27 protein-coding genes and 1 pseudogene are annotated in these 21,475 nt (G+C 69.1%); 15 read left to right on the top strand and 13 right to left on the bottom strand.

Translation table 11 applies throughout. The features are described from left to right. Position 1 precedes the first annotated feature (1 nt). From tsaB to PQ455_RS11545, 4 genes are read left to right on the top strand one after another with little or no spacing between them, the layout of a single operon-like run. Positions 2-625 carry a tRNA (adenosine(37)-N6)-threonylcarbamoyltransferase complex dimerization subunit type 1 TsaB gene (gene tsaB, locus PQ455_RS11560; RefSeq protein WP_273686232.1) on the top strand — a complete coding sequence of 208 codons (624 nt, stop codon included), beginning with the start codon at positions 2-4 and terminating at the stop codon, positions 623-625. Next, a complete protein-coding gene (locus PQ455_RS11555; RefSeq protein ID WP_273686231.1) occupies positions 622-1,092 on the top strand; it encodes a GNAT family N-acetyltransferase in 471 nt (156 codons plus the stop codon). The genes tsaB and PQ455_RS11555 overlap by 4 nt, the downstream gene beginning before the upstream one ends. A 60-nt stretch (positions 1,093-1,152) precedes the next feature. After that, a complete protein-coding gene (locus PQ455_RS11550) occupies positions 1,153-1,575 on the top strand; it encodes a Fur family transcriptional regulator (RefSeq protein ID WP_273686230.1) in 423 nt (140 codons plus the stop codon). Positions 1,576-1,579: 4 nt separating this feature from the next. Continuing rightward, positions 1,580-2,314, top strand: coding sequence for a lysophospholipid acyltransferase family protein (locus PQ455_RS11545; RefSeq protein WP_273686229.1), 735 nt, complete (start codon positions 1,580-1,582; stop codon positions 2,312-2,314). Here the strand turns inward: PQ455_RS11545 and folK are convergent. Then, positions 2,311-2,808, bottom strand: coding sequence for a 2-amino-4-hydroxy-6-hydroxymethyldihydropteridine diphosphokinase (folK, locus tag PQ455_RS11540; protein ID WP_273686227.1), 498 nt, complete (start codon positions 2,806-2,808; stop codon positions 2,311-2,313). The two genes, PQ455_RS11545 and folK, sit on opposite strands and share 4 nt — an antisense overlap. Before the next feature lie 23 nt (positions 2,809-2,831). On the opposite strand from folK, the gene PQ455_RS11535 reads away from it, so the two are divergent. Next, positions 2,832-3,512 carry a uracil-DNA glycosylase gene (locus PQ455_RS11535; RefSeq protein WP_273691357.1) on the top strand — a complete coding sequence of 227 codons (681 nt, stop codon included), beginning with the start codon at positions 2,832-2,834 and terminating at the stop codon, positions 3,510-3,512. A gap of 22 nt (positions 3,513-3,534) precedes the next feature. On the opposite strand, the gene PQ455_RS11530 is transcribed toward PQ455_RS11535, so the two are convergent. Continuing rightward, complete coding sequence (locus PQ455_RS11530) at positions 3,535-4,515, bottom strand: hypothetical protein (RefSeq protein WP_273686226.1); 981 nt, start codon at positions 4,513-4,515, stop codon at positions 3,535-3,537. A gap of 51 nt (positions 4,516-4,566) precedes the next feature. After that, positions 4,567-5,457 (bottom strand): archaetidylserine decarboxylase, encoded by an 891-nt coding sequence (gene asd / locus PQ455_RS11525; protein ID WP_273686225.1) that lies wholly within the window; start codon positions 5,455-5,457, stop codon positions 4,567-4,569. Positions 5,458-5,492: 35 nt separating this feature from the next. Here asd and PQ455_RS11520 point away from each other — a divergent pair, with 35 nt between their 5' ends. Beyond that, positions 5,493-7,160, top strand: coding sequence for an aminotransferase class III-fold pyridoxal phosphate-dependent enzyme (locus PQ455_RS11520; RefSeq protein WP_273686224.1), 1,668 nt, complete (start codon positions 5,493-5,495; stop codon positions 7,158-7,160). Between the two features lie 96 nt (positions 7,161-7,256). Here the strand turns inward: PQ455_RS11520 and PQ455_RS11515 are convergent, their stop codons facing one another. Next, on the bottom strand, positions 7,257-7,892 hold the full coding sequence (locus tag PQ455_RS11515; protein WP_273686223.1) for a hypothetical protein: 636 nt from the start codon (positions 7,890-7,892) through the stop codon (positions 7,257-7,259). A gap of 2 nt (positions 7,893-7,894) precedes the next feature. Next, complete coding sequence (locus PQ455_RS11510) at positions 7,895-8,542, bottom strand: class I SAM-dependent methyltransferase (RefSeq protein ID WP_273686222.1); 648 nt, start codon at positions 8,540-8,542, stop codon at positions 7,895-7,897. 285 nt (positions 8,543-8,827) lie between these two features. Between PQ455_RS11510 and PQ455_RS11505 the strand changes: the two genes are divergently transcribed. From PQ455_RS11505 to PQ455_RS11495, 3 genes are all read left to right on the top strand, one after another. Continuing rightward, positions 8,828-9,676, top strand: a complete 849-nt coding sequence (locus PQ455_RS11505; RefSeq protein WP_273691356.1) for a UDP-2,3-diacylglucosamine diphosphatase — start codon at positions 8,828-8,830, stop codon at positions 9,674-9,676. Then, a complete protein-coding gene (locus tag PQ455_RS11500) occupies positions 9,673-10,722 on the top strand; it encodes a glycosyltransferase family 4 protein (protein ID WP_273686221.1) in 1,050 nt (349 codons plus the stop codon). The genes PQ455_RS11505 and PQ455_RS11500 overlap by 4 nt, the downstream gene beginning before the upstream one ends. A gap of 174 nt (positions 10,723-10,896) precedes the next feature. Continuing rightward, the gene (locus PQ455_RS11495) at positions 10,897-11,838 is read left to right on the top strand and encodes an acetyl-CoA carboxylase carboxyltransferase subunit alpha (protein ID WP_273686220.1); all 942 of its coding nucleotides are present in this window, start codon (positions 10,897-10,899) and stop codon (positions 11,836-11,838) included. Positions 11,839-12,066: 228 nt separating this feature from the next. Here PQ455_RS11495 and PQ455_RS11490 read toward each other — a convergent pair whose 3' ends face one another. Then, a complete protein-coding gene (locus tag PQ455_RS11490) occupies positions 12,067-12,225 on the bottom strand; it encodes a Flp family type IVb pilin (protein ID WP_273686219.1) in 159 nt (52 codons plus the stop codon). Positions 12,226-12,340: 115 nt separating this feature from the next. Then, complete coding sequence (locus PQ455_RS11485) at positions 12,341-12,514, bottom strand: Flp family type IVb pilin (RefSeq protein ID WP_273686218.1); 174 nt, start codon at positions 12,512-12,514, stop codon at positions 12,341-12,343. 70 nt (positions 12,515-12,584) lie between these two features. On the opposite strand from PQ455_RS11485, the gene mutT reads away from it, so the two are divergent. After that, positions 12,585-12,986 (top strand): 8-oxo-dGTP diphosphatase MutT, encoded by a 402-nt coding sequence (gene mutT / locus PQ455_RS11480; RefSeq protein ID WP_273686217.1) that lies wholly within the window; start codon positions 12,585-12,587, stop codon positions 12,984-12,986. A gap of 7 nt (positions 12,987-12,993) precedes the next feature. Here the strand turns inward: mutT and PQ455_RS11475 are convergent. The 5 genes and pseudogenes from PQ455_RS11475 to PQ455_RS11455 form a co-directional block, all read right to left on the bottom strand. Continuing rightward, positions 12,994-13,230: pseudogene (locus tag PQ455_RS11475) on the bottom strand (3TM-type holin); the annotation flags it as partial. A gap of 233 nt (positions 13,231-13,463) precedes the next feature. Next, positions 13,464-14,075 (bottom strand): response regulator transcription factor, encoded by a 612-nt coding sequence (locus PQ455_RS11470; protein WP_273686216.1) that lies wholly within the window; start codon positions 14,073-14,075, stop codon positions 13,464-13,466. Beyond that, positions 14,072-15,166 (bottom strand): sensor histidine kinase, encoded by a 1,095-nt coding sequence (locus tag PQ455_RS11465; RefSeq protein ID WP_273686215.1) that lies wholly within the window; start codon positions 15,164-15,166, stop codon positions 14,072-14,074. Before PQ455_RS11465 ends, PQ455_RS11470 begins: the two co-directional genes overlap by 4 nt. Beyond that, positions 15,163-15,921, bottom strand: coding sequence for an ABC transporter permease (locus PQ455_RS11460; protein WP_273686214.1), 759 nt, complete (start codon positions 15,919-15,921; stop codon positions 15,163-15,165). Before PQ455_RS11460 ends, PQ455_RS11465 begins: the two co-directional genes overlap by 4 nt. Then, a complete protein-coding gene (locus tag PQ455_RS11455) occupies positions 15,918-16,829 on the bottom strand; it encodes an ABC transporter ATP-binding protein (protein ID WP_273686213.1) in 912 nt (303 codons plus the stop codon). The genes PQ455_RS11460 and PQ455_RS11455 overlap by 4 nt, the downstream gene beginning before the upstream one ends. Before the next feature lie 149 nt (positions 16,830-16,978). Between PQ455_RS11455 and PQ455_RS11450 the strand changes: the two genes are divergently transcribed. The 5 genes from PQ455_RS11450 (at position 16,979) to PQ455_RS11430 (ending at position 20,769) form a co-directional block, all read left to right on the top strand. Further along, entirely contained in the window at positions 16,979-17,131 is a 153-nt protein-coding gene (locus PQ455_RS11450) for a hypothetical protein (RefSeq protein WP_273686212.1), read from the top strand. A gap of 139 nt (positions 17,132-17,270) precedes the next feature. Beyond that, entirely contained in the window at positions 17,271-17,774 is a 504-nt protein-coding gene (locus tag PQ455_RS11445) for a sigma-70 family RNA polymerase sigma factor (protein WP_273686211.1), read from the top strand. Beyond that, positions 17,764-18,405: a DUF1109 domain-containing protein gene (locus PQ455_RS11440; protein ID WP_273686210.1), complete on the top strand. Its 642-nt coding sequence runs from the start codon at positions 17,764-17,766 to the stop codon at positions 18,403-18,405. The genes PQ455_RS11445 and PQ455_RS11440 overlap by 11 nt, the downstream gene beginning before the upstream one ends. Before the next feature lie 117 nt (positions 18,406-18,522). Continuing rightward, positions 18,523-19,104, top strand: a complete 582-nt coding sequence (locus PQ455_RS11435; RefSeq protein WP_273686209.1) for a DUF308 domain-containing protein — start codon at positions 18,523-18,525, stop codon at positions 19,102-19,104. Positions 19,105-19,197: 93 nt separating this feature from the next. Continuing rightward, positions 19,198-20,769: an alpha/beta hydrolase gene (locus tag PQ455_RS11430; RefSeq protein ID WP_273686208.1), complete on the top strand. Its 1,572-nt coding sequence runs from the start codon at positions 19,198-19,200 to the stop codon at positions 20,767-20,769. Positions 20,770-20,776: 7 nt separating this feature from the next. On the opposite strand, the gene PQ455_RS11425 is transcribed toward PQ455_RS11430, so the two are convergent. Beyond that, positions 20,777-21,472, bottom strand: coding sequence for an aspartate/glutamate racemase family protein (locus tag PQ455_RS11425; protein WP_273686207.1), 696 nt, complete (start codon positions 21,470-21,472; stop codon positions 20,777-20,779). Between the last annotated feature and the right edge of the window lie 3 nt (positions 21,473-21,475).

Genomic DNA, 21,475 nt, shown 5'->3' with positions numbered 1-21,475 from the left:
GATGCTGACGCTCGCGATCGAGACGGCGACGGCGGCCTGCTCGGTCGCTTTGTTCGACGGACCCGATCTGATCGCCGAGCGCCATGAGATCGTCGGGCGTGGCCATGCCGAACGGCTCGTTCCCGCCATCGGCGAACTGATCGCGGAGGCGGGGCGCCGGCCCGGGGCGATCCTCGTCGATTGCGGGCCGGGCAGCTTCACCGGCGTGCGCGTCGGTCTCGCCGCCGCGCGTGGCCTGGGGCTGGCGTGGGGCGTGCCGGTCGCCGGCTTCTCCGCGCTCGCCTTGCTGGCGGTGGAGGCGGGCGATGTCGCCACCGTCGCGGTCGCGATCCCCGGCGGGCATGGCGAATTGTTCGTCCAGCGATTCGCGTGCCGGCCGCTCGCGCCGCTCACCGATCTCGCCTCGCTGCTGCCGGCCGATGCCGCCGTCGCCATGGTCGACGATCGGGTGATCGGCCCCGCCGCGCCCGCGCTGGTGGCGGCGCGCGGGGCAGGGGAGGCGCTCGATCGCTGGCCCCGCGCCGCCGACGCCCGCCTGTTGCCCGAGGCGCTGCGCACCCTGCCGCCCTCGCCGATCTACGGCCGCGCGCCCGACGCGAAGCTGCCGGGCGGGGTGGCGGCATGAGCGGCGGCCTGCTGATCCGCGAGGGCGGCACCGCCGATCTCGGCGAGGCGATGGTCACCATGGTCGAGGGCTTCCCCGCCACCTTCGGCGAGGCGTGGACGCTGCCGCAGCTGGAGGGCGCCTTCAGCCTGCCTGGCGTCACGCTCCTGCTGGCGCGGATGGACGACCAGCCGGCGGGCTTCGCCCTGATCCGCACGGTGCTGGACGAGGCCGAACTGCTGCTGCTGGCGGTGCGCCCCGGCCAGCGCCGGCGCGGCATCGCCCGTTCGCTGCTGACCGCCGTGTTCGGCGCGGCGGTGACGCTGAAGGCGACCCACCTCCATCTCGAGGTGCGCGACGGCAATCCCGCGCGCATCCTCTACGAGAGCGCGGGTCTCGGCGAAGTCGGCCGCCGCCGGGCCTATTATCGCGGCAATGACGGGTCGGTGCACGACGCCATTACGCTGTCACGCCGGCTGGATAGCTGAGTTGGGGTTGCATCGCCGGGTGGCGGCTCTAGGTTACGGACCAACAACAGCGGGATGGGCATGAGCCGCAAGATCGACATCGAACAGCTTTGCGCGGAAAAGGGCCTGCGCATCACCGAACAGCGCCGCGTGATCGCGCGCGTGCTGTCGGAGGCGGAGGATCATCCCGACGTGGAGGCGCTGCACGTCCGCGCCGCCGCGATCGACCCCGGCATCTCGATCGCCACCGTCTATCGCACGGTGCGGCTGTTCGAGGAAGCGGGCATCCTCGACCGCCACGATTTCGGCGACGGCCGTGCCCGCTACGAGGCGGCGCCCGAGCATCACCACGATCATCTCATCAACGTCGAGACCGGGCAGGTGATCGAGTTCGTCGACGCCGAGCTGGAAGCCTTGCAGAAGCGCATCGCCGAGAAGCTGGGCTTCCGCCTGGTCGATCACCGGATGGAACTCTACGGCGTCGCGCTCGACCGCAAGGATTGAGGCGTTGAGCGGGCGGGTCGCGAAAGCGCGGCGGCTGGCGCGAATCGTGGCCGCCGTCGCGATGATCCCGCCGCATGTCGCCGGCTGGGCGCTGGCCAAACCCTTCGGCCGCGAGCATCGCTGGACCCGCGCCTTTCTGGGCGCCACCGGCCGCCGGCTGAGCCTGAAGGTCACCACTGAAGGGCAGCGGCTGACGGGGCCGGTGCTGTTCGTTTCCAACCACGTCTCCTGGCTCGATATCCTCGCCCTGGGCGGCGCGACCGGGCCGACGGGCGCCGCTTTTGTCTCGCGCGGCGACGTGCAGAGCTGGCCGCTGATCGGCTTCCTCGCGAAAGTCGGCGGCACCATCTTCATCGATCGCGAGCGGCGCAGCATCGGCCAGCAGACCGACGCGCTCACCCGCGCGCTCGCGAGCGGCCGCCCGGCGATGCTCTTCCCCGAAGGCACCACCGGCGACGGCAAGACGCTGCTGCCCTTCCGCGCCGCTCTGTTCGGTTCTGTCGCGGGCGGCAACGTGCCGATCCAGCCGGTCGCGATCGACTACGGCCCGGCGATGGAGGCGATCGCCTGGGGCGGCGACGAGGGCTTCGGGCCGAACGCCGGCCGGGTGCTGCTGCGCGACGGCAAGCTGCCGGTGACGGTGCGTTTCCTGGCGCCGATCGATCCGGCCGGGCTGGATCGCAAGCAACTGGCGGCGAAGGCACGGGACGCGATCGCGAACGCGCTGGGGATGTCTTAGGGCCTGTTCTCGCGCGACCGACGCGCTTTCATCAGCCGAAATCGCATTGCCTGCACGCTGCCGCCCTCGACCCGCCAAATCCCCGCAATCTCCGCCAGCGGGTCGAGAACGAACCGCCGCACCGCCATCGCCGGATGGGGCACGCTGAGCCCCGGACCGCGCCATCGCCCGCCCGACCACAGCAGCAGATCCACATCGATCACCCGTGCGCCCCAGCGACGGCCCCGCCGCCGCCCGAAGCGCCGCTCGATCCGCTTGACCAAGGCCAGTACGGCGGGTGGGCACAGCGCCGTCTCCACCAGCACCACGGCATTGGCGAAGCGCCGGGCGCTCGGCCCCAGCGGCGCCGTTTCGACTATTCGCGACTGTGCGATCACCCGCAGCCCCTCGGCCGCCAACGCGGCGATGGCAGCGGCCACCACGGCGCGTGGCGCGCCGAAGCGGCCGTGGCGGCGGTTCGAGCCGAGGCCGAGGGCATAGCTTGCGGGCGGCATGGTCCAGCGCCTATCGCGACGGGGTGAACAGCGCCAGCCCAACCGTCGATCCCGCCGCCGCTGCTTGCGTCGGACCGCCCCGCGATTGCCCGCTCTGCCCCCGCCTGGTCGACTTCCGCCAAACCCAACGGGTGGCGCACGCCGATTGGTTCAATGCGCCGGTGCCCGATTTCGGCGACCCGCTGGCGTGGCTGGCGATCGTCGGCCTTGCACCGGGATTGCAGGGCGCCAACCGCACCGGCCGGCCCTTCACCGGCGATGGCGCGGGGCCGCTGCTCTACGACATCCTCGGCCGCCATGGTCTGGCCGAGGGCAGCTATCTGGCCCGTGCCGACGACGGCCTCGCCCTGCGCGGCGCGATGATCGTCAACGCGGTGCGCTGCGTGCCGCCGCAGAACAAGCCGACGCCGGAGGAAATCCGCACCTGCCGCCGCTTTCTGGAAACCTCGCTGGGGGCGTTGCCGAACCTGCGCGTCGTGGTCGCACTCGGCCAGATCGCGCACCAGTCGGCGGTGAAGGCGCTCGGCGGCAAGCTGCCCAAGGCCCGCTTTACCCATGGCGCGGAACATCGCATCCCTGGCGCGCCGCTGCTGATCGATAGCTACCATTGCTCGCGCTACAACCAGAATACCGGCGTGCTGACGGCGGACATGTTCGACGCGATCTTCGCGCGGGCGGTGGAGATCGGTGGCCGCGTGGACTGACGACGTCTCTTCCGGGGCACGTCTATCGCGGCTTCAGCCCGATCTCGCGCGCTTCGATGTCGTAGAGGATCGACCAGATGAGATAGGGCGCCACGCCAAGGAAGAGGCGTGACTGGCGTGCGTCGGCCCGCGTCTCGAACCGCAGCCGCGTGGCCCGATCGCGCTGCCCGAGCAGGATGTCGGCCCGCAGGCCCGCCGCCGGATCGCCGATGACGAGCGCCGCGGCCGTCCGGGGCGGAACGGGGTCGTGCTCGGCGCTGGAGACGATCCGCATGCCCGGCGCGCCTGTGTCGATCTCGGCCTGGCCGCAGATCGCCTCCTCCGGCGCCGGCAGGGCGAGGCAGCCAGTGACATGATTGCCCTCGCCATCGGCCATTTTCACGTGCCTATAGTCCGCAATCTCGGAGTCGTCCGGGTTGAGCACCAATCGACCGGGCGGGCCGCCATCCGGCCTCGGCAGATCGACGATCCAGCGACGGATGCCCAGGCCGCGCAGGGGATTGGGGATCGGGCTGGTCTTCAGCCCGATCCCCATGATCGCCGCAAAGCCCTGCCCGGGGATGCCTTCGCCCTCGATCCCGAAGGCGTCGCCAGTCGCGCGACTGGCATCGCATTGCGGCACCTCTTCCCGGCAATCCACCACGTCGATCCGCTGGATCAGGAGATTGCCGTCGCGTCCGGCGCCAATCCCGATCGGTTGCTCGATCGCCTGCCCGGTAAAGCGTGTGCCGCCATTGTAACTGATGCGGACAGGCCGCCCCTGCGATTTCAGCGCGGCGGGCGGCAGGGCGCGGGGCAGCACGCGCAAACCCGTCGATCCGGTATCCAGCCCCACCTCGACCGGCGCGCCGGCGATGCGGATGGTGATGGCATAACGGCGCACGCCATTGGGCAGGACGACCTCGCGAATGGGTATTTCCACGCGCGCCGACGGCTTCTCGGCGCTGGCGATCGCTGGCGCGAGGAGCGGCAGCATCACTGCCGCTACCAGGAATCTCGTCATGACGTTCTCCTTCAGCGCTTCGGAGCCCGGTGGCAACGCGGTAGCGCCGGCTCAGGTTGCGTCGATCAGGCCACCGAACTGACGCAGCAGGGGTTGCCCCGCGTTGATTCGCTGCCCCTCGGCGATGCCTGCCGCCATCTCATATCCCGGCGGTGCCAGCACCACGATGGTCGAGCCATGCTCGAACCACCCCATTTCCTCGCCGCGCGCCAGCTTGGCATCGAGGGGCGTGGTGCGGGGGCCGCCGTCGCGGATGCTGCGGGTGGTGTCGTGGAAGGTCAGGCGGATGCTGGCGACGAGGATCGCGGCGACCGCCACCAGCATGATCGCGGGGCCGTCGGGCGCAAGGCGGCAGCGGAGAGCGGCGCGCTCGTTCTTGCAGAACAGCCGCTCGACCCGCTTCAGCGCGATCGGGTTCACGTTCCAGCAGTCGCCCGAGATATAGGTCAGCTGCTCCACCGTCAGGTCGGCCGGGGCGTGGAAATGGTGGTACATGCCGGCCGTCAGCCGCAGCGTGACGAAGGTGCCGCCGAGGAAGGGGCGGGCTGCCTCCGCGTCGCCGAGCAAATCGGCCAGCGTGTAGGGGAAGCCCTTGATCTGGTGCACCTCGCCCGCGTCCGACACGCGGCCGTGCGCGCCGACGATCGCGTCGGACGGGCTGGCGAGCATACCGGCCCCCACCGCGAACGGCCGCGCGCCGGGCACCAGCCGGCGGGTGAAGCAATCGTGCATCGATAGGAAGCGCCGCGTCTCGGCATCGGCCAGGTCCACGTCCGAAAACAGGCGCCAGCCCGCGATCGAGGCGCGCGCAACCAGCGGCTGCTCGATCTTGCTGAACCAGCCGAGGAAATTCGTCGCCAGCCGGCGGGGGATGCGGTTGGTGAGGAGGAAATTCAGATCCTCCTGCGCCACGATCCGCGCCAGGGTCGCTCTCACTGTCATAAATCTCTCCGCGAACCGTCATTAGGGCAGGGGGCATGACCAGCGCCCTCGCTCTCCTCGCCGCCGCCGCCGCCGTGGGAACGGCCGGCCTCGCCGCCCCCAAGGCCCATCGCCGCCTGCTGCTTTCCAAATCCAAGCACAAGTCGCTCGGCGGCCATGTGCGGATGGCGAAGCGCTTCGCGGGGCTGGTGCCCTTCATCGATTATGGCGAGGCGCGCTTCTTCACCGCCGACATGGCGCCGGAAGAGGTGGCCGATCGCCGCCGCGCCGGGTTCGAGCGCCTCTCCCTGCTGTTCGCCACGCGCTACCCCAAAAGCCGCGCGCTCACCGCGCGGACGCGTGAGGGCCTGTCCGACCTGCAATTCACCGGCAGTTACCGCGTGCCCTTCCAGTTCAGCCGCATCGTGCGCGAGCGGCTGGGCGTGGGCGCGTTCGTCGAAAGCTCGGCCGGCGTCACGGTCACCGATCTCGACGGCAATGTCTTTTACGACCTCACCGGCTCCTACGGCGTCAACCTGCTCGGCTACGACGCCTACAAGGCGATCATCGCGGAGGCGGGCGAGAAGGTCGGCGCGCTGGGGCCGGTGCTGGGCAGCTATCACCCGATCGTCGCCGACAATGTCGCGCGGCTGCGCGCGCTGTCCGGCCTCGACGAAGTGTCGTTCCACATGTCCGGCACCGAGGCGGTGATGCAGGCGGTGCGGCTGGCGCGCTATCACACCGGGCGCACGCATCTGGTGCGCTTCTGCGGCGCCTATCATGGCTGGTGGGGCGATGTGCAGCCGGGCATCGGCAACCCCATCCCGGCCGACCATACCTACACGCTGGCCGACATGTCCGAGGCGACGCTCCGCACGCTCGCCTCGCGCAAGAATATCGCCTGCGTCCTCATCAACCCGCTCCAGGCGCTCCACATCAATTCGGCCGCCCCGTCGGACAATCTGCTGGTCGACGGCAGCCGTCGCGCCGGGGTCGATCGCGCGGCCTATGCCGAATGGCTGGCGCAGCTCGCCGAGGTCTGCCGCGCCAAGGGCATCGTGCTGATCCTCGACGACGTGTTCACCGGCTTCCGCATCGCCAAGGGCGGCGCGGCCGAATATTTCGGCATCCGGCCCGATCTGGTCACCTATGGCAAGTCGCTCGGCGGCGGGCTGCCGGTGGGCGTGTTGTGCGGCGAGGCGGCGCTGATGAAGCGCTTCCGCCCCGATCGCCCGGCCGACATCTGCTTCGCGCGCGGCACCTTCAACGCCCATCCCTATGTGATGGCCGCCATGAACGGCTTCCTGCGTGAGCTGGAGAAACCCGCCACCGCCGCGCTCTATCAGGGGATGGACGAACGGTGGGCGGGCCGCGCGGAAAGCCTCAACGCGCGCCTCGCGGGCGAGGGGCTCCCGGTGCGCGTCGCCAGCCACACGACGATCTGGACGGTCCTCTACGACGTGCCGTCGCGCTACAACTGGATGCTGCAATATTACCTCCGCGCGCATGGGCTGGCGTTGAGCTGGGTCGGCAGCGGGCGGATCATCTTCAGCCTGAACTACAGCGACGCGGACTTCGCCGAAGTCGCCGACCGCTTCGTCTCGGCCGCCAAGGAAATGGCGGCGGACGGCTGGTGGTGGACCCCGGAGGGCGCCAGCAACAAGGCGATCCGGCGGGGGATATTGAAGGAGATGATCGCGAAGCGGCTGGGGCGGTTGGGCTGAGGAACCGCCGTGCTGCTGCGAAAGCAGGAGCCCAGGGTGTCTGACCGCTGCGCCCGGTAACCCTGTGCTCCTGCTTTCGCAGGAGCACAAAGGAGTTCAGCCCCGCGCCATCTCGTGATGATCGAACCGCTCGCCTTTCAGCAGGCGGATCGGCGCGGTGCGGTAGAGTTTGAAGTCGTTGAACGGATCGGTGACGATCTTGCACGCCCACGTCAGGCCGGTGCCCACGTCGCGGATGAAGAACAGCTGGATCGTGCGGAACGCCAGCCCGCCCGCGCCCAGCGCCAGCCACATCAGGCCGACATGGCGCAGGAAGCCCATCGGGCCGGGCAGCGGATCGAACACGCCCCAGAGCGTCGGGCTCACCAGCAGCAGCAGCGGCGACAGCGCCCAGATGCTCATGAAGACCACCTTGCGGACGAGGTTGTAGCCGACCTTCACCTCCTCCTTATATTCGTGGCTGGCCTGATTGACGTGATCGTAGCCCTTGGGCTCGAAGAAGAAGTGGCCCGCCTGCCGGCTCGTCATCGCCACGCCCCATGCCAGCAGGCTGGCGATGGCGGGATCGTGGAACAGCAGGATGTAGGCGACGATGAACGTCGTCGCCGACAGGAAGTGCAGGCTCTGGTTGACCAGGCTATGGTGGTAATAGCGATGGTCGTCCCAGCGCTGTTCGGCGAGCGACGCGCGGAAGGTCGCGATCTTGCCCTGCGTCATCATGGGCTGTGTCATGGTCAGGCGTCCTTGGTCTTGCGGAAGCGCACGAGGGCGAAATGGCCGAGCGGCGGCAGCGCGCGGCGCTCGATCAGCTCCACCTGCGAGGTGCGGGCATCCCAGTCGGCATAGCGCTCCCACGGGAAATCGGTGCGGAAGCCGAGGCGGCTGGTGACGGGCATCAGCGCCTTCTCGATCGAGCCGCGCATCCCGATATTCGCGCCGACGCGGGTGGTGATGATGATCTCGCCGCCGGGGCGCAGCACGCGGACGAATTCGTCGAGCGCGCGCTCGGGATCGGGGATGGCGGTGATGACATATTGCGCCACCACCACGTCGAAACTGTCGTCCTCGAACGGCAGCGCCTCGGCGTCCATCACGTCGAGCGCATCGACGTTGGCGAGGCCGAGCGCCTTGACCCGCTGGCGGGCCTTCTCGAGGATCTGGGGCGAGATATCGATGCCGTGCAGGCGGCAGTTGTGGCCGTAGCCGGGCAGCGAGATGCCGGTGCCGACGCCGACCTCCAGCACCTTGCCGCCGATGCGGTTGGCGGCGACGATCGCGTCGCTGCGGCCACGGCGGAACACGGGTCCGAAGACCAGATCGTAGATCGGCGCCCATCTGTCATAGGCGGCGGCCACGTTCCGCGTCTGCATCAAGGTTGCCATCGTCGACTCCTGTAAGCGGGTCCAAAGCCCATGGAACGGCTTCCGGTCAAAATGGCGAATGATTGATGCCATTATTATGACAGTCGGTAAAAAGGCAGGCCATCACAGTCCTGCAACATAAGTGACACCGGCCTATCATTATCATGGCGTAGGGGATGCACAGTCCAAAGGCTCGGGGAGCAAGTGATGGCATCCTTACCCAAGCTGCCGCCCGTGGCGCGCAAAACGCCCGTGCCCGCCAATTCCAACCGCAAATCGCCGCCGCTGCCGGCGTGGCTGCTCGACATGGAGGGGCAGGAGGAGCCTGAGCCGAAGCAGGGCGGCCGCCAGCGCACCCGCTATCGCACCGTCTGGATCTCCGACATCCACCTCGGCACGCCGGGGTGCAGCGCGGAATTGCTGCTCGATTTCCTCAAGTCGATCGAGTGCGAGACGCTCTATCTGGTCGGCGACATCATCGATGCGTGGCAGTTGAAGCGTGGCTGGTATTGGCCGGCCCGCCATAACGACGTCGTCCGCCGCATCCTCAAGATGGCCAAGCGCGGCACGCACGTCGTCTATATTCCCGGCAATCACGACGAGATGCTGCGCGACTATGCCGGCCTGAACTTCGGCGATGTCGAGATCGCGCTGGAGTGGGTCCACGAGACGGCCGACGGACGGCGCCTGCTGGTGCTGCATGGCGACGTGTTCGACAGCGTGGTGATGTACGCCAGGTGGCTCGCCTTCCTGGGCGACCATGCCTACACCTTGCTGCTGAAGGCCAATACGGTCGTCAACGTGATCCGCCGCCGCTTCGACATGCCTTATTGGTCGCTCGCCGCGCACCTCAAGAAGAAGGTGAAGAACGCGGTCGCCTTCATCTCGCGCTTCGAGGAAGCGGTCGCCCATGCCGCCGCCGATCGCCATGTCGACGGCGTCGTCTGCGGCCACATCCACTTTGCCGAGATCCGCCAGTTCGGCGACATAACCTATTACAACGATGGCGACTGGGTGGAGAGCTGCACCGCGCTGGTCGAGCATGCCGATGGCGCGATCGAGGTGATCGACTGGGCCGCGCTCACCTTCGCCAGGACCGCACGCAGCGTGGTGGATACCGCCGAAGCGACCCCGCGCGAACTCGAACCGGCATGAGGATCGCGCTCGTCTCGGATGCGTGGGCGCCGCAGGTCAACGGCGTCGTCCGCACCCTGACGACGACGGTGGGGCGGCTGCGCGCGCGCGGCCATGTCGTCGAGACGATCACGCCCGATGGTTTTCGCACCGTCCCGTGCCCCAGTTACCCCGAAATCCGCCTCGCCATCGGCTGCACGCGCGGCGTGGGGGAGCGGCTTCAGGCCTTCCGCGCGGACGCGGTGCATATCGCCACCGAGGGGCCGCTCGGCTGGGCGGCGCGCGGCTGGTGCGTCGATCGGGCGATGCCCTTCTCCACCTCCTTCCACACCCGCTTCCCCGATTATGTCGCGATGCGGACCCCGCTCAAGGCGGAATGGCTGTGGCGGGTGGTGCGCCGATTCCACGCGCCCGCCTCGTCGATCCTCGTCGCGACCGATACGCTGCGGCGCGAGCTGGCGGGGCAGGGCCTGACGCAGACGAACCTCTGGTCGCGCGGTGCCGACCTCACCCTCTTCTCGCCCCACACCGCCCCGCATGTGGCGCTGGCGGAACTGCCGGGCCCGATCCTGCTCCATGTCGGCCGGGTAGCGGTGGAAAAGAATATCGCCGCCTTCCTGTCGGCCGACGTGCCCGGCACCAAGATCGTCGTCGGCGACGGCCCGGCGCGGGCGATGCTGGAGGCGACCTATCCGCAGGCGCGCTTCCTCGGCGCATTGCACGGGGGGGCGCTGGCCTCGGCCTATGCGGCGGCCGACGTTCTAGTATTCCCCAGCCGCACCGACACCTTCGGGCTGGTGATGATCGAGGCGCTGGCGAGCGGCGTGCCCGTCGCCGCCTATCCGGTGCCCGGCCCGCTCGACATATTGGGCGCGGACGGCCGGGGCGGGCAGGGCGCCCCGATCGGCGCGCTCGACGACGACCTCGCCACCGCCATCACCCGCGCCCTCCCGCTCGATCGCGCCGTCTGCGCGGCGGAGGGCCGCCGCTACAGCTGGGATGCCTGCACCGACCAGTTCCTCACCGGCCTCCGCCCGATCGGCCGTGGCTTTGCCGTCGCGGCGTGAGCAACGCCGCCACTCGCGCGCCGTTCGTCCCGAGCGAAGTCGAGGGATGGCCCCAAACGCTTCGTCCAGCCGCACGTCCCTTGACTACGCTCGGGACGAACGGGCAGTTGGCTGGGAGCCCCGCCCGCGCACCCCGCGTTGACGCTGGCGCGCACAAGCCCTAGTCCCGCGCCCATGGCAGCTTTTCTGGATTTCGAGCGCCCGCTGGCCGAATTGCAGGCACGGATCGCCGAGCTTCGCGACACCGCCGAGGGTGGATCGATCGACATCGCCGGCGAGATCGCCCGACTCGAGGCCAAGTCGGACAAGATGCTGCGTGACTGCTACGCCAGGCTCACGCCATGGCAGAAGACGCAGGTCGCGCGGCACCCCGAGCGGCCGCATCTGAAACATTATCTGGCGGGCTTCGTCGCGGATTTCATGCCGCTGGCGGGCGACCGCGCCTTTTCGGACGATCTGGCGATCATGGGCGGGCTCGGCCGGATCGGCGGGCGCCGCGTGGTCGTGATCGGCCATGAGAAGGGCGACGACACCGCCACCCGCATCCGCCACAATTTCGGCATGGCCAAGCCCGAGGGCTATCGCAAGGCGATCCGCCTGATGCAGCTGGCCGATCGCTTCCGCCTGCCGGTGGTTACCCTGGTGGACACGTCCGGCGCCTTCCCCGGCATCCAGGCCGAGGAGCGCGGCCAGGCCGAGGCGATCGCTCGTTCGACCGAGCAATGCCTCGCGCTCGGCGTGCCGATGATCGCGGCGATCGTGGGCGAGGGCGGCTCCGGCGGCGCGGTGGCGCTGGCGGCGGCGAACCGCGTGCTGATGTTCGAACATGCCGTCTATTCGGTGATCTCGCCCGAGGGCGCTTCCTCGATCCTATGGCGCACCGCCGACAAGGCGCCCGACGCCGCCGAGGCGATGAAGGTGACCGCGCAGGATCTGGCGAAGCTCGGCGTGATCGACCGTATCGTCCCCGAACCGCTCGGCGGCGCCCACCGCGACCCCGCCACCGCCATCGCCGCGCTGGGCCAGGCGATCGGCGAGGAACTGGATTCGCTCGGCAACCTGCCCGCCACCGCCGTCCGCGAACAGCGCCGCGAAAAATTCCTGCGCATCGGGTGAGTTTGTAAAATCCTCCCCTGCAAGGGGAGGGGGACCATCGGCGCAGCCGATGGTGGAGGGGTGATCCGCTCTCGAGAGCACGATACCCCTCCGTCAGCCCTGACGGCCTGCCACCTCCCCTTGCAGGGGAGGATTTTCAAACAGACACAAAAAAGCCGGTGGCAGGCTTCCCCCTGCCACCGGCCTCCTGTCGTCGGGCGTCACGCGTGAGGCGTGTCGCCGTCGGGATCAGCCCAGCTTGTTGCCGACCGTGTTGAAGGTCGTGCCGAGCTTCGTGCCCAGGCTCTGCATCGCGCCGATTGCGGCGACGGCGATGAGGGCGGCGATCAGGCCGTACTCGATCGCGGTGGCGCCCTTGGAATCCTTGAGCATCTTGATGAACTTCATGAACCTAACTCCTTGCCTTGTGCCCGCCGCCCCGCTCCGGCGGTTAAGCTGTCATCGCTTTAGATCGGGTGCTCTTGCCAAACCGTTAAAAGCGCACCGATTCGTTCATTAGGAATTACCCCGCGTTCACCACCTTGTCGGTCATGTTGCCCCACATGCCGCCGGAGGACGTGCCCAGCGACGAGGCCCCGCCGACCAGCGCCAGCACGATCAGCGCCACGATCAGCCCATATTCGATCGCCGTCGCGCCCTTTTCGTCCCGCGCGATCCGTTCGTCCTTCCTGTCCATGCCCGTCGCTCCCGCTTGACCTGATCCTGGCCAAAGGGGACTAGCGATGCATGGTTAAGGAAATGATAGGATGACCGCGCTTCTGCCGGTGGTCGCGGTGGCGCTGGTCGATCGCGACGGTCGGGTGTTGCTCCAGCAGCGGCCCGAGGGCAAGGCGATGGCCGGCCTGTGGGAATTCCCGGGCGGCAAGATCGACCCCGGCGAGACGCCCGAGGCGGCGCTGGTGCGCGAACTGCGCGAGGAACTCGGCATCGACGTCGCCGAAGCCTGCCTCGCGCCCGCCACCTTCGCCAGCGCCACGTTGGGCGAGAAGCATCTCCTGTTGCTGCTCTACGTCTGCCGCAAATGGACCGGCCAGCCCGCGCCGCTGGAGGGCGGCGCGCTGCGCTGGGTGCGGGTAGTGGAGATGCACGCCTTGCCCATGCCACCGGCCGACAAGCCGCTGATCGGCCTGCTGGAGGCCCTGCTGTAGCCGGCCATCAACCGGCGCCCTTGGCCTTGCCCCATTCGCGTGCGACCGTGTAGCCGAGATAGCCGGTGCCGAAGAGCGCATAGAGTGGTTCCGGAATGGCGGCGAGATAAGCGGCGATCCCCCGCGTGATCGCCTCGGCCGCCGCCGGCCGGATTGCGGCGAGCAGGCCTACGGGCAGCGCACCGAGCAGTAACGCATACATGACATACAGAAACGTCGGCCGCGCCCGCGCCGTCCAGCGATCGGCGGCGGTCTCGATGTCGGGGGAATTGGTCGGCATGGGTCTGCTCCCGGTCAACGCGAGCCTTTCCTTTATGCAGGAACCGGGGCTGTAGGACAGCGATTTTTCCGAGCGAGGGGCTGCTTCGGTGCTGTCGATCCAACACGAACCGCTCTGCCCACGACGGTATCCGGTCTAGGAGGGCAGGGGCTTGGCCGGCGACGATCCGGCCGGTTGGCGCGTGTCCGCCCCGCCGCTCACAACCACCCGTTCGCGCGGGCCATTCGCCCCGCCTCGATCCGGTTGCCCGCGCCCAGCTTCGACGCCGCTTCGGACAGATAGTTGCGCACCGTGCCCGGCGAGAGGCCCAGGCGGCGGGCGATGTCCTTGTTCGACAGCCCTTCTTCGGCCAGGCGTAGCGTATCTCGCTCGCGATCGGTCAGCGGATCGGTGCCGATTTCCCAGGCGGCGGCGGCGAGATCGGCCGGGATCGCCCGGCCCCCGGCGGCGACGGTGCGGATCGCGGCGGCCAGATCGTCGACCGGCGCGTCCTTCAGCAGATAGCCGCGCACCCCGGCGCCGCGGGCGCGGGCGAGATAGCCGGGGCGGGCGAAGGTGGTGACGATCACCACGCCGGTGCGCGGCGCCTCGGCCGCGACCGCTTGGGCCAGATCGAGGCCCGTGCGGCCGGGCATCTCGATATCGGTCAACAGGATATCGGGCGAGAGCGCGCGGACGAGATCGAGCGCCGCATCGCCATCGGCGGCGCGGCCGACGATCGCGAAATCGGCCTCCAGCGCCAGCAGCGCGGCGATCGCGCCCAGCACCAGCGCCTGATCCTCGGCGATGACGATGCGGATCGGGGTCATGTCGGCACGCTCGCCTCGAGGCGGATACCGGGGAGACCGGCCGACAGCCGGAGCGAACCGCCCGCCGCCACCAGCCGCTGGCGCATGCCGGTCAGCCCGTTGCCCTCGCGGAAGGACAGGCCGATCCCGTCATCCTCGACCACCAGCCGCGCCGCGCCCGGCCCGGCGGCGATGGCGATCGCGCAGCGCCGCGCGCCGGCGTGGCGGATCACGTTCGTCACCGCCTCGCGCAAGGTCATCGCGAGGACGGCGCCGGCGTCGGCGGGGATGTCGCCGGGGTCGCCGGTCAGCACCGGCTCGACACCGGCGGTGCGCAGCGCATGGATCGAGGCCGAAGCCTCCTGCGTCAGCCCGCCGCCGCTCTGCCCGGCCAGTGCCGCGCGCACCTCGGCCAGCCCCGCCCGCGCCGCCGCACCGATCGCATCCACCTCCGACCGGGCCGCGCCGATGTCGCGATCGAGCATCCGCCCGGCGAGATCGGCCTTCAGCGCCACCAAGGTGAGCGTCCGGCCGACGACGTCATGCAGGTCGCGCGCGATCCGCTCGCGCTCGGCGATGCCGGCGAGGCGGCGGACCTCCTCCTGCGTCGCCAGCAGCGCCTGGGTGCGGCGGTAGAAGGCCTCGCGCGATATGGTGCCGCCGCCGGTCATCACGATCAGCACCACGCCGGGCAACCACCAGAAGACGGGCTGCCCGAACCACAGGCCGACGATCGCGGTGACGGTGGCGATCGCCGCGATGCCCGCCACCGCGATCCGGGGTGGCCGCACCCGGCCCATCTCGGCCGCGCCATAGATCGCGAATGTCGTCCAGTTGACGGGCAGCGGCGCCAGCGCGATCCCGATCGCTGTGATCGCCACGCAGACCGCCGCGCGCCGTATCCCCTCCAGCCGATGCGCCAGGAAATAGAGCGGCAGGAAGGCGGCGAGGGCGAGCCCGGTCCAGAGCAACGTCGCGGTGCCGGGCGGCATCCACAGCCACGGCAGCGGCAGGAAGACGAGGTAGCCCAGCCACGGCCACGGCCCCTCCCACCATCGCTCGCCGGCCGTCCGCATGGCGACAGTGTCGCGGGATCGGGGCGTGCCGGTCAAGCCGGGCTCCGCCGCCACCCCGACCAGGCCCACACGGCGCCCGCCAGCGTGATCGCGGCCACGGCGGCGGCATGGGCGACGGGCGAGCCGATCGTCTCGGCGCCCATGATGGCGCGGGCGAGCTGGCTGAGGTGATAGGAGGGTGTTACCTCGCCCAGCGTCCGCATCCAGCCGGGCAGCACCGAACTGGGAATCCACAGCCCGCCCAGCACCGATCCGCCGAGAAACAGCGCGTTGGCGATGGCGACCGCTCCCTTCCCGCTCATCCGCATCCCCACGCCGAAGCCGATCAGCGCGAAGGGGATGGCGGCGGCGAGATGCAGGATCGTCAGCCGCGCCCAGATGGCCGCCGACAGTCGCACTCCGGCGACGAGCGCCAGCGCATCGATCAGGATCAGGGCGATCGCCGTCGTCATGATCGTCGCCGCCAGTTTCGCCACGACATAGGCGCCGGCCGGCATCGGCGACACGCGCTTCAGCTCGATCAGGCCCTGCTCGCGCTCCATCGCGACGCCCGCGCCGAAGCCGAATAGCGCCGGCCCGGTCGCCGCGAACACGCCATAGCCTGCGAGCATCGCCGCGACATAGGCCGGGGATGGCGACCGGGCGACGGCCATGGAGAACAGCCCGAAGAAGGCCGCCGGGGTCAGCACGGTCGGCAGCAGGAATTGCGGCAGGCGCGACGTGCGCTTCAGTTCGGCGATCACCTCGCGGCGCCAGACGCCGGATGGTGCGGCGAGGGTGGCGGCGGTCATGCGGCGATCCTTTCGTCGCGCGGGGCCAGCAGCGTGGCGATGGCGTCCTCCAGCGTGGCGTCGGCGACGCGCAGGTCGCTCAGGCCGGGATCGGTGTCGAGCAGCGCCCGCACCGCGACCGTCGCATCGCTCGCGACGATGCGCAGTTCGGCCCCCTCCATCGCCGCCTCGCGCACGGCGGGCAGCAGGCCGACGGCGTGGGGCGTCAGGCTCGTGCGGCAGCGGATCACCGACCCGCCGGCCCGCGCGCGCAACGCCGCCGGCGTGTCGTCGGCGACGATGCGGCCGGCCTCCATCACGACGATCCGGTCGGCCAGCGCATCGGCTTCCGCCAGGTCGTGGCTGGTCAGCAGCACGGCGGCACCGTCGTCGGCCATCGCCCGCACCGTGCCCCACAGGATGCGGGCCGAGGCGCGATCCATCGCGGCGGTCGGCTCGTCGAGGACGAGCATGTCGGGCCGGCCGCAGAGCGCCAGCGCATAATGGACGCGCCGCGCCTGCCCGCCGGACAGAGCGCCGCAGCGCCGCTCGGCCAGATCGCTCAGGCCCGCCAGCGCCAGCGTTTCGGAAACGGGGCGCGGATCGGGATAATAGCCGGCTTGAAGCGTCACCACCTCGCCGATGGTCAGCACGTCAGGCAGGCCGGCGCTCTGTAGCATGACGCCCAGCCGTCGCCGCGCGGCCGGCCGCCGGGGATCGAGGCCGAACAGCGTCGCTTCCCCAGCGTCCGGCGCGATCCGCCCGGTCAGCAGGGACACCGAGGTCGTCTTGCCGGCGCCGTTCGGCCCCAGCAACGCCGTCACCGCGCCGGCCCGGATACCGAGATCGAGCCCGTCCAGCACCGGCCGACCACCCAGCCGCTTCGACACGCCCGTCAGGCGCGCCACATCCGCAAGATCGCCGATCATCGTGCGATCTCCGGGATGCACGGCGGGCACGGAATGGTGCGTCCGGTCGGGGACGTATCGACGGGAGCAATGACAAGAGGCTGCATGGGATCGGCCCTTTCGATTGGACCTGCCTTTTGCGCTCCCGCTGTCATCTCGCGTAGTGACAGATGTCACGTCGGCTGGTCGATCCGCTGCTGGCGGCGGGGGCCGAGGGCGGCAGCGGTGTCGCGGTCGATGCGCGCCTCTCCACCCGCTTCCGGCCAAACACCTCGACCAACCAACAACCTTCGGAGCATCGGATATTTTTCAGCGCACGGTGACCGATCCTGTGTGATGGGCGAATAAGCCATCATGCGGCTGAACCTGCTTTCGAGAATGATCTCCAGGCCATCGCCCGGATCGGTGCGAGGCGGGCATGAGCGGCCCTCGCTGACGGCACCGGATGACTGGGGTGGCCTGATGGCGGCCGCGCAGGATGGCCATGGCGGCGCCTATCGCCGCCTGCTCGGTGAAGTCGCTGTCTGGCTGAACCGCTATTTTCAGCGACGGCTTCCGCCCGGCGATGTCGATGATGCCGTGCAGGAGACGTTGCTCGCCATCCACCGGCGGCGTCATACTTATGATCCGCAGCATCCGTTCGGTCCGTGGCTGGCGGCGATCGCCAAGCATAAATGGATCGATCAGTTGCGCACGCTGGGGCGACGCCCGGCGGACGCGCTGCCCGAAACCCTTTCGGTCGAGGATCATGAGGCATCGGTCATCAGCAGTTCGGTTCTCGCCAATCTGCTCGGAGAGCTTCGCCCCGCTCAGGCGCGGGCGATCCTGCTGGTCAAGGTGCAGGGCTACAGCATCGAGGAGGCCTCGCGGGAGACCGGCCTGTCCTCGTCCGCCATCAAGATGAACATCCACCGCGGGCTCGCGCGCCTGACGGCGTTCCTGGAGAATACCCCCGATGTCGAGTGACTCCCTGGTCCTGGATCTGTCCGCCGATCTCGTGCCCGTCCGACGCCGGCATATGCTGCGCGAGGGGGGCTTGATCGGGGCGCTCGGCGCGGCCGAACTGGCGATATTCCTTGGGCTGGGCGCAATGCGCCCGGACATGGGGCATATGGCCATGTCGCCCTATCTGCTGTGGCGGGTGGGGAGTCTCGCGGTTCTGGCCGGGATTGCCTGCACCGTCGCGATCCGGTCCTTTTCGCCGACGTCCCGCCCCCGCGTGGGCGTGATGCTGGCCTGCGCCTTGGCGGTCGTCGCCATGATGGGCGGCGCCATCGTAGTCCCCGCCGGCTTGAGCGGCCGATCCCTGCTGGAGCGCCTCGCCCCGGCCAGCGGCATCATGTGCGCCGGATCGATCTTCGTGCTGTCGCTGCCGATCGTGGCGATGCTGGGCGCGCTGATGCGGCGGGCGGCGCCCACCCAACCCAGGCTCAGCGCGCTCGCGTCGGGCATCGCCGCGGGCAGCGTCGGGGCGTTCGTCTTCGCCTTCTGCTGCCCCTTCAACGATCCGCTCTATGTCGTGGTCTGGTATTCGCTGGGCTGTGCCGCCGTCGCCGGCGCGGCCCGCTGGCGATTGCCCAGACGCTTCCGACTGTAGCGCCCTCCATCGCCGCGGCTGTCTCGGGGCAGCCGCATCATACCGACCCACCAGCATCACGGCACTCGGCTTCCGGGATCGGAAACCCGCGCCTGCACCAGCGAAAAGGAACCTGCCATGACGATCTCCACCGATGCCCCGGTTTCAAACCGGAACTGGCTCAAGACCTATTATTATCTGCGGTTCGCCGTCGCCGCCATCTGGGTGGCGCTGGCCTTCACGATCGGCCGGAGCGTGCCGTCGCTGGCGGCCGCCATGCTCGTCGCCTATCCCGCCTGGGATGCTCTTGCGAACTATCTCGATGCCGGCCGAAGCGGCGGTCTGCTCCGGAACAAGAGCCAGATGCTGAATGTCGTCGTCAGCATCGCGACGGCGATCGCGGTCGCCGCCACGCTCGGGCACGGTATGCACGCGGTTCTCCAGGTATTCGGGGCCTGGGCCATCCTGTCGGGCCTGTTTCAGCTCATCACCGGCGTCCGGCGCTGGCGGTCTTATGGCGCGCAATGGGCGATGATCCTCAGCGGCGCCCAGTCCGGTCTGGCGGGCGGACATATGCTCCACAAGGCTGCCGGCGTTGCGCCTGTCAGCATCGCCGACATCGCGCCTTATGCCGCGTTCGGCGCTTTCTACTTCCTCGTTTCGGCGATTTCGCTGACCATCGGCGACCTCCGCCGCCGCTCGAAGGCGGTCGCGATCTAGGCCGCGAGGGCGCACGGGAACCTACCGGCGTGTAGCGCCCGACTTGCTCGTGCGGCACGATCCATCTTCATCAGTACGGAATCGACATCCCAGATGCGCCTTGCCTTTCTTGCTCTCGCCGTGCCGGCCTTGCTGGGCACGACCACGCCCGAAACGCGGTTCGCCGTGACGCTGCCTGCCGGTTTGGGCGATGATCCGGCCGGACGGCTTCTGCTGTTCGCCGAGCCCGCGACGCCGGAGAACATGAAGGCGGCCGGGGTGGATACCGATGCTTCCGGCCGCGACGGCGTGTCTGTCGCGGCACGCGATATCGCCGGTTTCGGCCCGGCCCGGCGCGTCACGATCGATGCGGGGGAGACGGCTTTCCCCAAGGATTTCGCCACCACACTGAAGGGCGAATATCGCGTGCAGGCCGTGCTCGATCGTAACGGCGACTATAATTATGCGGGCCGTGGCGCCGGAGATCTCGTGTCGAAGGTCGTCACGGTTCAATTCCCGCTGACGGCCATGCCCTCGATACCGCTCGATCACGCGCTGCCGCCCGAAACCGGTCAATTCGATACGACGGGCCTATCCCCACGGGCGGCCGAGCAGATCATTGCATCGCGCCCGCATCTGCACGAGGAGCGCATCGCTTCGCCCGCGCTCACGCGCTTTCGCGGCACGCCGCAGTCGGTGATGGCCTGGGTTCTGACGCCACCCGGATACGACCCCCGGTCGCTGACGCGATACCCGACCGTCTACACCGCCAACGGCTTCGGCACGACGCACAAGCTCGACGGGCAATTGCTGTCGAAGATCTGGCATCTCATGGAAACGGGGGTCATCCCACCGATGATCTGGGTGTCGCCCGACTTCAGCACGCCCACCGGCACGACCGAATTCGCCGACAGCGTGAACAACGGCCCCTGGGGTCAGGCGCTGGTCGACGAGATCATTCCCGCGCTCGAGGCCAGATACCGGATGGACGCCAAACCCTCCGGCCGCTTCCTGACGGGCCACAGTTCGGGCGGCTGGTTCGCGCTGTGGGCGATGGTGCGATATCCGGCGATGTTCGGCGGCAGCTGGCCGACCTCGCCGGACCCCGTCGATTTCCACGATTTCATCGGCGTCGATCTCTACGCGCCGGGGGCGAACATGTACCGTGATGCGCAAGGTGCGCCCCGTCCGCTCGAACGCGGCCATGGCGGGGTGCAGACGACGATCGAGACGAGCGCGAGGCTCGAGACGATCCTCGGCCACGACGGTGGTCAGTTGCGCTCGTTCGACTGGGTGTTCTCGCCGCGCCGCGCCGATGGCACCCCCGCCTTCCTGTTCGATCGCGAGAGTGGGGCTGTCGATCCGGCCGTCGCGGCCTATTGGCGCGACCATTTCGACATCGCGCATCTGATAGAAACGCAATGGCCCCGGCTGAAGCCCGATCTCGACGGCAAGATCCACGTCGCCGTCGGCACGGCGGATTCCTATTATCTCGATGGCGCGGCGCACCGGCTCGAGGCCGTCATCCGCAAGGTGGGCGGCCGGGCCGATTTCACATTCGTGCCGGGCGCTAGCCACAGCATGGGCGAAGTGTATGCGCGCGGCGAGGACCGCAACGCGTTGTGGAAGGATATGACCCGCGCGATGGATGCGATCGCGCATTATCGCCGGGCAGGCGGCCGCTAAACGGCTCTTACCCCGCCAGCGCCATATCGATCGCCGCTGCGGCATGGATCGCCGTCGTATCGAACAAGGGAATCGGGCTGTCCTCGGGGCGAATCAGCAGCATGATTTCGGTGCATCCCAGGATGATGGCCTCCGCGCCGGCCTCGACCAGGCGGGCGATGACGGCGCGATAGGCATCCCGCGAGGCCGGGACGATCCTCCCGCTGACCAGTTCGTCATAGATCACACGGTGGACCGTGGCGCGATCCTCGTCGTCGGGAATGATGACGTGCAGTCCGTGCTGATCGGCGAGCCGCCCCCTGTAAAAGTCCTGTTCCATCGTGAAGGCCGTACCGAGCAGGCCGACCTTGTGGTGGCCTGCCGCCGTGATGCGTTCCGCCGTCGGATCGGCGATGTGGAGGAGGGGGATGCCCACCGCCGCCTGCACGGCGGGCGCCATGAGGTGCATGGTGTTGGTGCAGATGAGCAGCATTTCGGCGCCGCCGGCCTCGAGCCGCCGCGCGGCATCCACCATGCGACGGGTGAGGCCGTCCCAGTCGCCGCGATGCTGAAGCGTCTCGATCTCCGAAAAGTCGAACGACCAGAGGATGCAGCGCGCGGATGCGGTCGGCCCGAGCCGATCGCGGACACCCTCGTTGAGAATGCGATAATATTCGGCCGAACTCTCCCAGCTCATGCCGCCGATCAGGCCGATCATCCGCATGGT

Origin of the sequence: Sphingomonas naphthae (assembly GCF_028607085.1) — a bacterium.
GTDB classification, from domain to species: domain Bacteria; phylum Pseudomonadota; class Alphaproteobacteria; order Sphingomonadales; family Sphingomonadaceae; genus Sphingomonas_Q; species Sphingomonas_Q naphthae.
Note: the sequence above shows the minus strand (reverse complement) of the source record. Positions and strands in the feature narration are given on the sequence as shown.